This window comes from Hymenobacter polaris (assembly GCF_012927305.1).
Taxonomy (GTDB): domain Bacteria; phylum Bacteroidota; class Bacteroidia; order Cytophagales; family Hymenobacteraceae; genus Hymenobacter; species Hymenobacter polaris.
Genome location: NZ_JABBGH010000001.1, coordinates 1887741 through 1902371, shown reverse-complemented (window position 1 = coordinate 1902371; position 14631 = coordinate 1887741). Strand labels below are relative to the sequence as shown.

The 14631-nt window shown below is 57.2% G+C and carries 14 protein-coding genes and 2 pseudogenes; 5 read left to right on the top strand and 11 right to left on the bottom strand.

Annotated features, from left to right (window positions below):
- Window positions 1-29 precede the first annotated feature (29 nt).
- From HHL22_RS08185 to HHL22_RS08170, 4 genes are all read right to left on the bottom strand, one after another.
- Window positions 30-821: an SDR family NAD(P)-dependent oxidoreductase gene (locus HHL22_RS08185; RefSeq protein ID WP_169530430.1), complete on the bottom strand. Its 792-nt coding sequence runs from the start codon at window positions 819-821 to the stop codon at window positions 30-32.
- A 102-nt stretch (window positions 822-923) separates the two neighbouring features.
- Window positions 924-1832, bottom strand: coding sequence for a helix-turn-helix domain-containing protein (locus HHL22_RS08180; RefSeq protein ID WP_169530429.1), 909 nt, complete (start codon window positions 1830-1832; stop codon window positions 924-926).
- A 342-nt stretch (window positions 1833-2174) separates the two neighbouring features.
- Complete coding sequence (locus HHL22_RS08175; RefSeq protein WP_169531018.1) at window positions 2175-2483, bottom strand: DDE-type integrase/transposase/recombinase; 309 nt, start codon at window positions 2481-2483, stop codon at window positions 2175-2177.
- A 41-nt stretch (window positions 2484-2524) separates the two neighbouring features.
- Window positions 2525-2767: a hypothetical protein gene (locus HHL22_RS08170; RefSeq protein WP_169530428.1), complete on the bottom strand. Its 243-nt coding sequence runs from the start codon at window positions 2765-2767 to the stop codon at window positions 2525-2527.
- A gap of 412 nt (window positions 2768-3179) precedes the next feature.
- Here HHL22_RS08170 and HHL22_RS08160 point away from each other — a divergent pair, with 412 nt between their 5' ends.
- The 4 genes from HHL22_RS08160 to HHL22_RS08145 all read left to right on the top strand — a co-directional run bounded on the left by HHL22_RS08160 (window position 3180) and on the right by HHL22_RS08145 (window position 6368).
- Complete coding sequence (locus HHL22_RS08160) at window positions 3180-3392, top strand: transposase (protein WP_394354446.1); 213 nt, start codon at window positions 3180-3182, stop codon at window positions 3390-3392.
- Window positions 3393-3593: 201 nt separating this feature from the next.
- Window positions 3594-4514: an IS1595 family transposase gene (locus HHL22_RS08155; RefSeq protein WP_169530425.1), complete on the top strand. Its 921-nt coding sequence runs from the start codon at window positions 3594-3596 to the stop codon at window positions 4512-4514.
- Window positions 4507-5601 (top strand): P63C domain-containing protein, encoded by a 1095-nt coding sequence (locus HHL22_RS08150; protein ID WP_169530424.1) that lies wholly within the window; start codon window positions 4507-4509, stop codon window positions 5599-5601. Before HHL22_RS08155 ends, HHL22_RS08150 begins: the two co-directional genes overlap by 8 nt.
- Window positions 5602-5687: 86 nt before the next feature.
- On the top strand, window positions 5688-6368 hold the full coding sequence (locus tag HHL22_RS08145; RefSeq protein ID WP_169530423.1) for a hypothetical protein: 681 nt from the start codon (window positions 5688-5690) through the stop codon (window positions 6366-6368).
- Here HHL22_RS08145 and HHL22_RS24460 read toward each other — a convergent pair.
- Window positions 6269-6577, bottom strand: coding sequence for an HNH endonuclease (locus HHL22_RS24460; protein WP_394354449.1), 309 nt, complete (start codon window positions 6575-6577; stop codon window positions 6269-6271). The genes HHL22_RS08145 and HHL22_RS24460 overlap by 100 nt on opposite strands.
- A gap of 253 nt (window positions 6578-6830) precedes the next feature.
- On the opposite strand from HHL22_RS24460, the pseudogene HHL22_RS08135 reads away from it, so the two are divergent.
- Window positions 6831-7250 (top strand): annotated as a pseudogene (locus HHL22_RS08135) (IS5 family transposase); the annotation flags it as partial.
- Window positions 7251-7418: 168 nt separating this feature from the next.
- On the opposite strand, the gene HHL22_RS08130 reads toward HHL22_RS08135, so the two are convergent.
- From HHL22_RS08130 to HHL22_RS08105, 6 genes and pseudogenes are all read right to left on the bottom strand, one after another.
- Window positions 7419-8015, bottom strand: a complete 597-nt coding sequence (locus HHL22_RS08130) for an aminodeoxychorismate/anthranilate synthase component II (RefSeq protein WP_317172638.1) — start codon at window positions 8013-8015, stop codon at window positions 7419-7421.
- Complete coding sequence (gene pabB / locus HHL22_RS08125) at window positions 7988-9775, bottom strand: aminodeoxychorismate synthase component I (RefSeq protein WP_169530421.1); 1788 nt, start codon at window positions 9773-9775, stop codon at window positions 7988-7990. The genes HHL22_RS08130 and pabB overlap by 28 nt, the downstream gene beginning before the upstream one ends.
- A 296-nt stretch (window positions 9776-10071) precedes the next feature.
- The gene (locus HHL22_RS08120; protein WP_169530420.1) at window positions 10072-10938 is read right to left on the bottom strand and encodes an ABC transporter substrate-binding protein; all 867 of its coding nucleotides are present in this window, start codon (window positions 10936-10938) and stop codon (window positions 10072-10074) included.
- An 80-nt stretch (window positions 10939-11018) separates the two neighbouring features.
- A pseudogene (locus tag HHL22_RS08115) lies at window positions 11019-11850 on the bottom strand (IS982 family transposase).
- A 491-nt stretch (window positions 11851-12341) separates the two neighbouring features.
- Complete coding sequence (locus HHL22_RS24010) at window positions 12342-12821, bottom strand: transposase (RefSeq protein ID WP_169530418.1); 480 nt, start codon at window positions 12819-12821, stop codon at window positions 12342-12344.
- 289 nt (window positions 12822-13110) lie between these two features.
- Window positions 13111-14568 (bottom strand): toxin-antitoxin system YwqK family antitoxin, encoded by a 1458-nt coding sequence (locus HHL22_RS08105; protein WP_169530417.1) that lies wholly within the window; start codon window positions 14566-14568, stop codon window positions 13111-13113.
- Between the last annotated feature and the right edge of the window lie 63 nt (window positions 14569-14631).

The window sequence follows — 14631 nt, the reverse complement described above, 5'->3', positions numbered from 1 at the left end:
TGAGCAACAGCCTTGCGATATCTGCGGCACTACTCGTAGCGCATGGGTTGCACGCGGCTGGTGGCTCCGCCGTGGTCTACGAGTACGGCCTCGCCGCTGGGTAGGTCCGCCTCGCCGGCGAAGAGGGCTACCACCACCTGCGCCACGTTGGCGGCCGTGGCGAGCTGGCCGCTGGGGTTGACCGTAGCGAACTGCTGTTTCGCCTTGGGATTACCGCCGGCCAGGCGGTCAATCATGGGCGTGTCCGTCGTCCAGGGGCACACGGCAAAAACGCGCAACTGGTCTTGCTGCCGGGCCGGGTCGGCGGCCAGCCCCCGCGTAATACTGAGCACGGCCGCTTTGCTGGCCCCGTAGGGCAGGGCCACGGGAAAAGGCATTACCGTGCCAATGTACGAGGCCGTGTTGACGACAACCCCGGTGCCGTGGGCCAGCAGCGCGGGTAGCGCGTGCTTGAGCACGAGCAGCACTCCCGTCACGTTGGTGGCTAGAATATCTTCAATGCCCTGGGCCGGGGTCTCCACGAGCGGTCCGGGGGTACCCTCGGCGCCCGCGTTATTGAAGAGCAAATCCAACCTACCAAAGTGGGCAAGCGTTTCCGCCACTAGGGCCTGCACCTGGTTTTCCTGGCTGACATCGGCGGCCACGAACCGCACCTGCTCGGGCCCACCCAGGGCTTGGGCGGCGGCCTGGCCCTGCGGCGCGCTGCGCCCGGCCAGCACGACGCGCGCCCCGCGCGCCACCAACTGCCGCGCTACTTCCAGCCCGATGCCGGAGGTGCCCCCGGTAAGCAGGGCTACTTTGTCTTTTAAGTTATCGGCCATACCCGAAAAGTGGCCGCGGAAATGATGCGCCGCGAACCGGGGCAAAGGTCCGGGCGGGTAGGGCGGGCCGACTTGTGCGCGGCAAACCACTAGTTGCTCGCCTCAAACAAGTGCCTGCTGGCGAAAGGCGCGGGGCGTGAGCTGGAAGTGGCGGCGGAAGAAATGCACGAACGACGACGGCTCGGCGAAGCCCAGCCCCCAGGCGATGTCGGCCAGGGGCCAGGTGCTGTACTGCACCAAAAAGGCCGCCTCCTGCGCCACGCGCGCCCCCAGCAGCTGCGAGGTGGTGCGGCCCGTCACGGCCTTGAGGGCTCGGTTGAGGTGGTTGACGTGCACGGCCAACTGGTCGGCAAAATCGGCGGGGGTTTGCAGGCGCAGGGGGGCAGCCGGCTCCAGCGGGAACTGTCGCTCCAGCAGCTCTGCAAACAGCGTGGCGATGCGGGCATCGGCGCTCGCGCCGGCGGGGGGCACGGCCGGGGTAGCCGGGGCCAGCTTCAGGCCCTGGTGCACCAGCTCGAAGGCTAGGTTACGCAGGCGGTCGTGCCGGTAGGCGTAGTCGGAGCGCAGCTCGCGGCGCATTTCCTCGAAGATGCCCCCTAGGGCTACCTGCTGGGCGTCGGTGAGTGGAAATACCGGCACCCGCCCCGGCTGGAAAACCGGGTACTGGCCGATGTGTCCGAATTGCCGGAAGAAGTCGGCCGTAAAGAGGCAGAAGATGCCCGATTGCGCTTCTTCCAGCAGCTCCCAGCCGTAGGGAATGAGCGGGTTGGAGAAAATGAGCGCGTGGCGCTCAATATTGATAACCTTGTCGGCGTAGGTGAGCTGCTTGCGGCCCGTGAGTAGGCTAATCTTGTAGTAGTCCTTGCGCGCGTAGTGGATGGGCCGGGCGTAGGGGCCGGCAAACTCGGCCATGTCGAACACGTTGAAGTGCCCCAGCATCCCGCGCAGCAGGGCCGGGTCGGGCTGCGGCCGGTCGCGGTAAAAGTCTTCGAGGCTTTGGGTAAGCTGCATGGTGCAAGTTGGCTGCCAGTAATCCGCTGCCTGGTCCGGTAGTGTCCTTTCTCCCTCTTTTACCGGGCTGGCCGCTGGTCGGTGGAACTGTTGCAGCAACGCAGATGAGATTTCGTGCTGGGCAAGGACAGAAACGGAGCAACAAGTTACGCATAGTGCCAGTAGCAGAAAACTGTCTCGTCCGGCTATGTGTTGACAGAAATAAGGCAAGAGCCCCGCTCGGATTTTCCGACGGGGCTTTTTCCCTTGCTGATGGACTTGGTTTGGAATTAAACAGTTCAGGGCTAGGTAGGGGCGCTCTTCATTGTAGAGGTACACGGCCTGGTTGACGAGCAAGCGGGCTTAGGCCAGGTCGTCGGGCAGCACGAAGAGGAATTCATCTTTCAAGATACCGTTGACGCGCTCGGCCAGCGCGTTCTGGTAGCAAGCGTAGCCGTCGGTCATGGAGTAGCGCAGTTGGGCATTGGTCTGGGCGCTTTGGTAGGCCTCGGAGGTGTACTGACTGCCGTGGTCAGAGTGGTGGATGCAGTTGGCCGCGCCGGCCTGGCGCACGGCGGCGGCGAGGGCGGCTAGATAGCCCGCCGTGTGTAGGCTGCTGTGCACGTGCGCGCCGACGATTTTACGCGAAAATGCGTTGGTGATTAAGCTCAGATAAACCGTGCCCTAATGGGTAGGTAAGCAAGTTATATTACTCACATATAGCTGATTATGACCAGTTGGCTTAGGGCATCTTTGACCAGGTTGGGGTGGTAGTGAAAGCGGTGGTGCGAGTCTATCATCTCGGGAAAGCTGCGCTTGCGGGGCACCAGCAACTGCTGGCTGCGCAGCAGGGTGAAGAGGGCGTCGCGCCCGCAGGACGCGCCCTGGGCCCGCAGGCGCGGCGCAATTTTGCGCAGCAGTTTGCGTGTGCCCAGCCGCAGCAGCAAGGTACGCACGGCCCGTACCGCGACCAGCACCTGTTGGGCGCGGGCGGCGTGCGCCTATTCCCGGTCCCGGCGCTGGTAAAAGCTTTGGCGCGAAAGGCCAAAATGCTGGCATGCGCGCTGCACACTCATTTTTTTAGCGGCTTTGAGGCGGGAAACAGCCGCTAGAAAGACTTTTTTGGCAGCGGGATGTCGTGGGTCATCCACCACCACTTGCAGCATCGTGCGCAGCAGCAGATGCAGCTCGGCACTAGCTTGTAACTGCTTCTCGTACTGCGCCTAACTGGTTTCTCTTCGGGCTCTTGCATGACAACTTCTGGAAAAGTGTCAATACATAGCCGGATGGGACACACACTAGCTTGACAATAAGAGCTTTCTCGGCAGGATCTTCAGCTAGGGTGTGTGGACAATCTGCAATCTTTAGGTGGTGCGACGTTATGAACTCAAAGATGCTGATTGGGCGCGGTTAGCGCCGTTATTACCAGGCAAAGTCGAAGATGTGGGCCGTTCGGCCGCCGACAACCGATTGTTTGTCAATACCGTACTGTGGATTGCTCGTAGCGGGGCGCCCTGGCGCGATTTGTTGCCCGAGCGGTTCGGGCCGTGGAACTCGGTGTACCGGCGCTTCCGCCGCTAGGCACAAACCGGCGTTTGGCACCGCGTGTTCGAAGCGGTGCAGGACCTGGCCCTGGACTGGGCCATGCTGGACTCGACTAGCGTGCGAGCCCACCAGCACACGGCCGGGTAAAAAAAATGGCAATGATATACAATATTACACCAATTAGCAACTTATTGAAATTTTGAGCGTATATTTACACCAGATAAACGGCCTGGTGTTATGCTCCCTACCTTCAAAAGCCTGCTGGATTTGGTCAAAGCCTTCCCTGATGAGGAAAGCTGCTTGCTGCACCTGGAGCAACTGCGGTGGAACGGCACGCCCGTTTCGCCCTTCGATACTACCAGTAAGGTGTACAAGTGCGCCGGACACCGCTACAAGTGCAAGAATACCAACAAGTACTTTAACGTCAAGGTTGGCACCATCTTCGAGGACACCAAGATACCGCTGCAAAAGTGGTTCATGGCCCTCTACATCTTCTCCAGCCACAAAAAGGGCATCAGCTCGCACCAGCTAGCGAAGGACATTGACGTGACGCAGAAAAGCGCGTGGTTCATGCTCCACCGCTTGCGCTACGCCTTCGCGCACCCCAACTTCAAGGCTACGATGGAAGGCCCGGTTGAAGTAGATGAAACCTTCGTGGGTGGCAAGGAAAGCAACAAACACGCTAGTAAGCGTACCCCTAATACCCAGGGCCGTAGCCTGAAAACCAAGAAGGCCGTGGTGGGCGTGTTGCAGCGCGAAGGGCACGTAATAGCTCAGGTGGTAGAAGATGTAGCCACCGCTACGCTGGTGGGCATCATTACGGAGACGGTACAGCCGGGCGCTACGGTACACACCGACGAGTACGCCGCCTACCGTCCGATTGCTACCGTGTACAACCACCAGATTGTACGCCACAGCGCCAAGCAGTACGTGGATGGGAAGGCGCACACCAACGGATTAGAAGGCTTCTGGAGCCATTTTAAGCGCATGGTGGATGGCATCTACCACCACGTCAGCTTTGAGCACCTGCAAGCCTACGTAACGGAGTTTTCGCTTCGCTGGAACTCGCGCCGGGCTACGACTGCCGACCGCTTTAATCTAGTGCTGGGCAATGTCGCCGGGCGCTTGACTTATAAAACCCTTATTTCCCATGTCTGACTTGCAGCTTATACAGGAGGACGAGCCTAATTCGTCCACGCTTAAAGCAATCAAACAAGGTGTGCTAACAATTGCAGACTTTGAGATGAGATGCTATGTCTTGGATACGCCCGATAACGAACGGGTGATAAGTCGCCAGGACTTAATGGGGGCATTGGGTATGCACGCCAACCCACCTAATAGACCTACGGAAAATCCAAACGACAAACTACCAGCTTTTTTACGCGCTGCGAATCTTAGGCCGTTCATAAGCAATGAGTTAATTGATTCGGCAAAGCCGATAGATTTCAAGAACTTAAAGTGGCATAAGACAATTGGCTACAAAGCTACTATCTTGAAAGACATATGCTACGTGTTTATTGACGCTAATAAGGCGGGGGTTCTGACCGCTAAGCAAAAGCATATCGTTGAGCGATGTGAAGCTTTGGTTAGGGCATTTGCCACAGTAGGTATTACTGCGCTGGTAGATGAGGCTACGGGCTATCAATATGATAGGGAGCGCGACGAGCTGCAAAAGATTCTAAAAGCCTATATCGGCGAAGAACTACTTGAATGGCGTAAGCGGTTTCCTGATGAGTTTTATCGAGAAATATTTCGCCTAAATGGTTGGGATTTTACTGTAAAAGGTATTAAGCAGCGCCCCGGCATTATTGGCACTTGGACAAAGCAGTTTATCTATGCACCGATGCCAAAAGGGGTATTACCAGCACTTGTTGAGAAAACGACCCATGTTCCTGGTAAGCGCAAGCCTAAACTACACCAAGCATTTAGTAAGGATACTGGCGTACCACATCTAGAAAAGCAGCTCGTTTCAGTTGTAACCCTAATGAACGTTTCGAGTGATTGGAAAGAATTTAAGGGGTTATTTGAGCGCAAATTTGGGCAGCAGGTACTTGACTTTGGCGGCAAAGAGCTTGGCCCCGCACCAGGTAAAAGCGACTTTGATATTGCGCTCACTGGTCTTCTTTCCGTTCCACCACCCTCGAAGGATGATAGGCCCGTCAAATCCCCAGAAGATGATGAGGATAACGAAACTGGTACGGAAGAGGTGGTTCCTGACGATAAACCGATAGAACCTAAGAAGTGACAATTACACTTCCATTCCACAATATTTCGAAAATTAGAAGCTTATAATCCATAACAACACTAGGGGCACATAAGCCCAAATCGCATATGCCAATAATTGCCAAAAAACCTAGAATATCTGTAAACAAGCTTGCAGAATATCTTGAAGCTTCGCCTACTAGAAGAAAGAAGATTATTTCTGATGCCAAGAATCCTGCTAAGTTTATAACGACTAGGTACACTAATGCGCGAGATGTTATCAAAAACTATCTTATAGCAGGGCAAGACGAAGATTACGTATTAGAATCAATCAAGGAAATTGAAGAGATAGAAGCTAAGTCTGATTTTCAAGAGCAAGACAAAGCCTTGTCTATTGAATCTCTAGAGCTACTACTTGAAACTGATTTTGCTGTACTAGATGAGTGTGAAATAATCAATTTTGATGATGCAAATAAATTAATTGAAATAGCAGGAGTTAATATAAGTGTTAATCCTGACTTAGTTCTGACTAAGAGAGTTGGCGATATTACTCATATAGGAGCGGTAAAGCTTCATTTATCAAAAAGCAATCTCTTGACTAATGAAAGTCAGAAGATTGTAGGCGTGATGTTACATGATTTTACTGGTAAGTTCTTAACTAAGGAAGGTGAAAATCCTAATCCCAAATTAAGCATGTCAATAGATGTTTTTCAAGCAACTATCGATTGCTGCCCTAAATCATATACACTTCGCATGCGCACGATAGAAACTGCTTGTGAAGAGATTGCATTGTGGTGGGGAAAGCTATGAGTTTTTTCGTTGTGGCAATCCAAGCAAAGCGTTTGAAAATTTGATATGTCACATGCAGCCCCGCCCTCGAATACAGGTAGAATATGGTCGGCTTGCCAGTCGTCGGTAATAGAGCCACAATATCTGCAAGCACCCCCATCAAGCTGATAAAGGTATTTGCGTATTTCTGAAGTGTCTCCTTTTATAATGGCAAAAGTTCTATAAGCCATATCTCGGCAATCAGTTGAATACCATTTTTTTCTGCTTTGAGGTATGTCTTTGCCACATCCACACGCGCATTTCCCTTCTATCGTTGGATAAAGCTCAGCAAGAACCATCCCGGTTTGGTAGCGCCGAAAGTAGTTAATCATGTATAAAGCTACAAAATTTAGTCTGATAATCCAATGAAATTAGTTATATAACGCAAAAGCCTCCTTTTTATTTTAGTGTAAACTCGTATATCATTGCCAAAAAAATAGCGCCCCAGCCGAAGCCCTCGGCCGTTCCCGCGGGGGCTTTACCAGCAAGCTCCACGTCGTCGTAGATGCGCTGGGCAACCCGTTGCGGCTGGCTCTGACGCCGGGCCAGCAGGCTAATTGCACCGTGGCCGCTGACTTGTTGGCCGGCTTGGCGGTGGGAGCCGTACTGGCCGATAAGGCGTATGATACCAACGCCTTAGTGGACCAACTCAACCAGGCCGGGGCCGCTGTCGTCGTCCTCAGCAAACGCAGCCGGCGTGCCGCGCGTGAGCTGGACCGTAACCTATATGCGGACCGCAACAAGGTAGAGCGCTTCTTTAATCGCCTCAAACAGTATTGCCGCTTGGCTACTCGCTACGATAAAACCGCGTCCTCTTTCCTGGCCTTCGCGCAATGCGCCACTACTTTCGTTTGGCTCCTCTAATTGTCAACACGCCCTAGCTTAATGGGTGGAATTAATGAAAAAGTACAGCGTGTAGCGCCCGTTATGTCAGGCAGTATTGCTGAGCTTATCTGCCAGTTGCTGGCTAGTCTTTCTGCTGTTAAGATTGGGGCAAGTAGCTTTCTCCGTGACTAATCCTACCCGACCACCTCACGTCTTTAAAAAAGTGGACAGCAATTGATGGCCGTGCGCCGTCAAAATCGATTCGGGATGAAACTGCACGCCATAAATCGGTAGCTCTTGGTGAGCGAGACCCATAATTTCGTCTACCTCCTTATCTGGCGTGGCCGTCCACGCGGTGATGGCCAAGCACTCTGGCAAACTCGCTGGCTCAACGATGAGGGAATGGTAGCGCCCAGCCAAGAAGGCCTGGGGAATATCCACAAACAGCCCGCGGCCGGTGTGCTGGATCGGGCTGGCTTTGCCGTGCATGACCCGCCGGGCGTGCTTTACGCACCCCCCGAAGGCTTCGCCAATCAGCTCATGCCCTAGGCAAATACCCAGCGTGGGCAGGCCTTGGCGCGCGGCCGCCAACAGCAACTCCCTGGAAATGCCAGCATCCTGGGGCCGGCCGGGCCCAGGCGACAGCACGAGGTGCGTCGGCGCTAACGCCAGCACCGCCGGTGTCGACAGCTCGTCGTTAAGCACGACGCGCACTTCTGCCCCGAGCTCGTGCAAGTAATGCACGATGTTGTACGTGAACGAATCGTAATTATCAACTACACACACCATAGCGGCTCCTTCCACGGCGGGTCTAAGGTAACTTGTACCACCCCCCGAACGGCGTTAGTGAGGTAAATCGCGTCAGCTTGGTGCAAATCTTCTACCGAGAGCACTTTCTCTGTCGCCTCGATGTCGCTGCTCTCCAGCAAACACTGGCGTTGAATACCCGGCAGCACGCCGCACGCCACCGGCGGGGTGTACCAGGCCGCCCCCACCCGAATAAATACGTTGTTAAACGTGCCCTCCGTTATCTCGCCTTGCTCGTTGACAAAAAGCACGTCGTAATAGCCGTGGCGGCGGTAAGTCGCGTACATTGCCTGGTAAAAAGCGCGCCGAGACGTTTTGTGCTGAGGTAATACGTGCTGGGCTGGTCGAATGGGCTGCGGTGCGACCATAACCTTTTTTTCTTCGTTGCCTAACGAGTCAAGGACTAGGCTTTCAATGGTATAGTGGCCCGATTTAGCGAGGACGACTCGCACTTTGGTCGGCGCGCTGAGCGCAGCGGCCTGGCGCAGCAGGTCGCGTTGCAATTGAGGTAAATCCACGCTAAAGCCTAAGGTAGCGGCACTTTTCCCCAGCCGGACCAGGTGCTTAGCCAACTGCCCATACCCATTATCGAACAATAGGGATTCGAGCAGGCTAAATTCCGTAAAGCCCCGCGTAAAAAACTGGCCTTTTAAGCGGCACTCCGCGTACTCGGCTTCCGGGTCGGAATCGGACACGATGCCGCTGCCCACGCCCATTTCTCCCTGGCCGTCCGGCCACAGCGCCAGCGTTCGGATGGGCACGTTCAAGCCGAGGCTGCCGTCCGGCCCCACATACCCAAGGGCGCCGGTGTACACGCCCCGGGGTTCCGTTTCCAAGTCGCGAATGAGTTCCATCGTGCGTACTTTGGGCGCGCCCGTGATGGAGCCAGAAGGAAAAACTCCACGCAGTAAACTGATCAACGAAAGATTTTTAGCAACTCGGGCCGTCACGGTTGACACCATTTGGTGCACGGTCTCATAGGTTTGAACCTCGAACAAGCCGGTGGTTTTCACGGTGCCGCGCTGGCTGAGGCGGGAAAAGTCGTTGCGCAGCAAATCGACAATCATCACGTGTTCGGCACGTGACTTTTCGTCTTGGAGCAGAAACGCGGCGTTGCGGGCGTCTAGCTCCGGCGTTTTGCCCCGCTCACTCGTCCCCTTCATGGGCTTGGTGCAAAGGTCCTCGCCGGTCTTCTGCACGAAGAGTTCCGGAGAGCGCGAGAGGACGGTGAGACCCGGAAAATCCAGAAACGCCCCGTACGCCACGCGTTGCCGCTGGCGCAGCTCGGCGTAGAGCTTGAGCGGGGACCCGCCGTGGGTGAATTTATATTTTAGCGTGTAGTTGACCTGGTAGGTATCGCCCTGGTACAGGTGTTCTTGCACTCGCCGGAGCCGCTCTAGGTACTGGGCTTTCGGCATGTTTAATTGGCAGTTCAGGATATAGGCATCGTCGTGCTGCACAAAGCTGGCCAACGCAGCCTCCAGCACTTTGTCACGGACGACCAAACGCTGACGGTAAATGCCCACGCAAAAAAGCGGCACGGTTCGTTCAGCCGGCAAACGCTCGCGCAGTCGCGGATGAAGTACGTAACTCAACTCGTAGGAAAAATACCCTACCGCATAGTCTCCGGCCTGCACACAGGCTTCTATGGCCGCAAGTTGCGCCTCCATTTCGCTGGGCGACGTGGCGGTATAAAACCGGCTGAGTTCGAAAAAAAGATAGCTAAGCTGCTCGCCGCCTTCCCGGTTGTTATCCAAGATAGCAAACTTGCCTCCAGCTAGTATGTCGTGGATGTTAGCCGTTAGGTCCATGCAATGCCCAAAAGTAACCAGGTCTAGTGAGAAGCGCACTAACCAGTTCGCGTGTCCGGTTTAATCGTTACTAGTTTCCGCATTGGGTTGGGCCGCCCCGCCCCAGCAACCGGAGAATTCTCGGTACAACGGAGTGAATGATTGCCGTAAGGGATTCTTTGTTGGAGCCGACGCCAACCCGGTGCTCGGTTCAGGAACGCTAGTTTTCCTAAGCCGTTCTCCGGCTCCGTTCTCCGCAATGGCTAGGAGGCGAGCAGTACATTAACGAAGAGCTTATCCGGGGTCGTATCAGCGGTAGGTACCAGTAGCCCTGTCGTTTCTAGCCACGTTACAAAGGCTACCCATTTTTGCGCGTCCATGGTGCCCCAGTTGCCCGACTCCGTCAGAAAGTGGGGTTGTAGCAACTCAAGCGAAGTTTGCACCAGCGGCACGTCGGCGAAGTCAGGCAGGCCGGTTTGAGCGAGCTGCTGCGCGGCCAGGGCTGGGTCGGCCACGGCCTGCCGGTAGCCCTCGCCGCTTACTTGCAAAAATCGGGCGATGGCCGGGCGCTTGGTCGCTAGCACGGCCGGCACGCTGACCAGCACGGGGGTGTAGCCGTAGGGAATGCCGTACTCTTCCAGGCTGAACGTGCGCAGGGCCACGTTGGCGAGCTTGGCCTGGGCTCCTTCCCAGCCTAGAAAAATCCAGGTGGCGGCCGCTTGCCCTTGCAGCAGGCGATTCCAAATTTCCAGCTTAGGCGGGTATTCCAGGCGCAAGTTGCCTTGGCCCCCATCGCGCTTGACCAGCTCCTGCACAATCCAATCTTCAAAGCGGGCCTGGTAGGAGGCGTAGACTTGGCCGTCGAGCTGGGCGGGCCGCTCGATGCCACTAGCGGCCAGTACGGCAATGGCGCTGGTGTCGTGTTGCAAGAGAGCGGCCACGGCCGTTACCTCCACTGGTACGGCGGCCGTGCGGTAGCTGAGCACGGTTTCCGAACTGGCCACCGCGAGGTCCACCTCGCCGGCTACCAGCCGGCGAGCAGGAGTAGTGGCATAGGCATCCGCCTTAGGCGAAAGAAGGACGACTTCTAGGCCCGCGGCGGCATAGAGGCCTTGTTGCTGGGCGTCCAATCTAAGGCAATGGTGAGTTTCTCCATGAAGGAAGGGGCGTGCCTGGAAGGCCCGCTCGGCTAGCTAACTCAAGTTGCGGGCTACAGACCGACTTGGTGTAAGGTATGGGCAAAAATGAACAAGACAGTTTTCAAGGCAAATCCGGCGGCCGTCACGGCGTGAATATGCTTAGGAAAGCGGGTGGTCAACTGACTGAACGCAGTTTCAATACCCTTGCGAAGTATTGTATCAGAAAGCTTTGGGCAGGATGATGCGGCCGTTTACTGTCTTTGCGCCGCGCATTTTGCTGCTGGCTGCCGCTGGCTTCGTTGAACAAGTCCTCCGCCACGTAGTCCGTATAGCCGGCATCGGTGTAGAGGCTGCTCCGGCAGGCAAGTCCAGCGCCAAGCCGCGCCGGCCGGTCTGCTCCGACTCGGCCCCGGCATGAATATAAAACTCGACCGGGATGCCGTCGCTGGCGGCCACGACCTGCACGTTCAAGCCATAAAACCAGCTGCACTTGCTGGCGCAGCGGCCGTGATACGCCTTACCGGTCAAGAGCTTACAGCGTGGAATACGGGTATTATGGCACACGGCCACCGGAAAGGAGTCGAGCACATAGCGTGCCTCGGTGTGTAGGTGCTTGAGCCAGTCGCCCACTAGGGCGAAGAGGGCGTGGAGCGTGTCAGTGAGCGCGTGCAGGCGGCGGGTAAAGCCACTTTTATCCAGCCGGTTCTGGCCCCAGTGCTGCTCCATATAGTGTTTGGCTACTAGCAGGTTGCCCCCGAAAAAGCGCGTCGCCACCAAGGCCGTGGTCAGCACCTGCGCGTCGGTCAGTCGCCGGCCGCCCGTGGCGGGCGGCGTATGCGCCGGGCGGGTGAAGCGGATGATATCGTCGAGCACGCAGTACATTGCAACGGTCTGTTCGCGCATGGTCAAGGCGGTAAAGGGAGGTCAGAGACCCTAAACCTAGTCTGTTCGTGCCGAACAGACTTTTTTCTGCTTTGTCTATACCCCGCAACTTGGGTTAGCTAGGCGCTGGTGCAGCGGGGCGACAATACTGGGCAGTAGGGTGCAATCGCGCTGGTCGGCGAAATCGGCCTGCACGTGACTGATAGCTCCGTGGCTCTCATTCACGGCCATACTACATAAGTGATTGAGCGCTCGCGCTTTGCCGGGTTTGACGGAGATGCGGGTATCGGGGTCAGCCGGGCTGTAATGTGTTTTGTTGCTCAGCAGCCAAGCCTGCGGCCGGCCGCGCCATAAGAGCTCGCTGTCATTACGCAGGTAGCGCGCGTGGAGGCAAGGTGCTATAGCAGGGCTGATGCGCGGGGCTAGAAATAACAGCCGCTAGTGCTAGGGTCGGCACGTCTGGCAGCGACTCGCCGGCTACGTGTAGCGGGCGCGCCGGCGCTACACGTAGCCTACTTCTCGCACAGGCCCTCGAGTGAGGCGTTCGCCTTGACGAAGGCCGAGTCTACAGCTTGGGTGTGGCCGGTGACGAGCCTCGCAGCCACATAGTGGGCAAAGACGTGCTCAAATAGGTGCTCGAAGACGGTAGCCGGGTAGAGCTGGCGGGGGCAGCTGATAGTCGAGCGCCAGGGTAACTCTTCGTCTACTTCGTAGCCTAAAAAGTAGAGGATATCGAGCCGCAGACTACAGTGCTCAATAAGGCGGCGGTCACTAACCAGGTTTTCCAGCCGACTGACCAGCATCAACTTGAAGAACACCACGGGGGCAAGCGAGGGCTGGCCGGTGAGGCTATAGAGGACCTGGGTTTGGGCATAGAGAAAGTCCCAGTCGAGCAGCTCGGCTAGCCGACGGTAGATATTCTGCTTCGGCACGCGCTCCGACAACTGGAAGCGGAGGACAACTTTATTGACTAACTGCTTGTGGCCCTGCACGGACCTAAGGTACCGCGGTCCAGTCGCCTACTTTTGCAACAGTTACCGCACTTTAAAGAACCTACCCCCTATTAGTTGATAAAGCCTGATTTTTGAGGGGCAAGAAGTGAGTTCTGGAAGTAGAGCTGGTGAGCCGTATCTCCTTAGTTAATCAACGAATTTTTGATTACGCCTGTGCTGCAAGCCTTGGCAGTTGGCCGAAGTGCCTGCGTCGCGAGGCCCTGGTGCGAAACCAAGCGGAGTCGAGCAGGATGCTTGTAGCACCTGGTGCCAACTGCCAGGCCCTAGACTACTTTTTCTTGGGCGCCACGTAAGGTTTGCCGTTCAGGCGCTTGGCAGGGCCGCCGGCGTCGATGCGGCCGTCGCGGTAGGTTACCTGGCGCTCGATGGTGGTGCCGTCGGCTTTGTAGTAGGTCCACTGGCTGCTGGCTTTGCCGTTTTTATACTGGCCGGTTTCGGCCAGGGTGCCGTCTTGGCGCAGCTCGCGGTAGGGGCCCGAGAGCAGGCTCTTCGCGTAAGTGCCTTCCTTCCAGAGCTTGCCGTTGGCGAAGTACTGCTGCCCTAGGCCGGTTTGCAGGCCGTTTTCGTAGAGCTGGCGGGTTTGCACCTGGCCGGTGTCGAAGTAAGTGGTGCGCTCGCCCTGCAGTTTGCCGGTGGGGCCGTAGGTTTCTTGTAGGCGCGGGGTTTTGCCGTCGGGAAAGTAGCCTTTCCAAGTGCCGGCGGGGTGCTCGTTCTTGGTTTGCTGCTCGTCTTTGCGGGGCTGGCCGGGGGCGTCGTAGTAGCTCACCAGCTTGGTGTCGCGGCCCTGGGCCGAGTAGTCGGTTTCCTGCTTCACCTGCCCGTTTTCGTAGTACTCGGTGGCGCGGCCGGTGGGCACGCCGCCCCGGTAGGTGGTTTTGCTGCGCACCTTGCCGCTGACGTAGTAGCTGGTGGCCGGCCCGTCGAGGGCGGCCGTGCCGGTGCGCGGGGCCACGCGCTTGGTTAGGTCGTCGCCTAGGGTGTTGCGCACCGGGCGCTCCCGGATGGCGGCCGGCGCGTAGGTGCCCTCGGTTTCCAGCTGCCCGGTGGGGTAGTAGGCGCGGTAGCTGCCCTTGCCGGTCTGGTCGTTCATCACCGTCTCGCTTTCGAGCTGGCCGGTTTCGTAATATGTTCTGTACGAGCCGCTTAGCAGGCCGCCGCGTAGCGTGCCCTCGCTCTGGAGCTGGCCGCTGGGGTAGTAGAACTTGGCCGGGCCGCTGGCTTGCCCGTTGGCGTAGCTGATTTCGGCGGCGGGCTTGCCGTTGGCGTACAGCTCGCGCACGGCGCCGGTGGGCTGGCCCTTGGCGTCGAGGGTGGTTTGCAGCTTCACCTGGCCGGTGGGGTGGTAGGTGGTGAGCGGCCCGCTGGGCTGGTCGTCCACGAAAGTGCCCTCCTGGGCCACCTGCTTGCCGCCGGGGTAGTAGGTTTTGAACGGGCCCTGGCGCACGCCGGCCTTATAAGTCGCCTCCAGCCGGCGCGCGCCGTCGGGGTGAAACTCCACGTAGGCCGAGTCGCGCTTGCCGTCGGTGTAGCGGGTTTGGGCCTCCAGGCGGCCGTTGCGGTAAAAGCGCTTGTAGGGGCCGTTGGGCACGGTATCGCCCGCCACCAGGGCGCGGTAAATCTCGTGCGGGTGGGTCTTGGTCGAGTCAAACCACACGGTAATGCGCTGGCTGCGCTGGGCGTGGGCGCCTAGGGGCAGCAGCGCTAGTAAAAGCAATTGGTATCGCATGAAGTAGCAGAACGTTGGGCGAACGTCTTTTAGCGCAAAGTTTCGCAAGGTTCTCTGAACAAA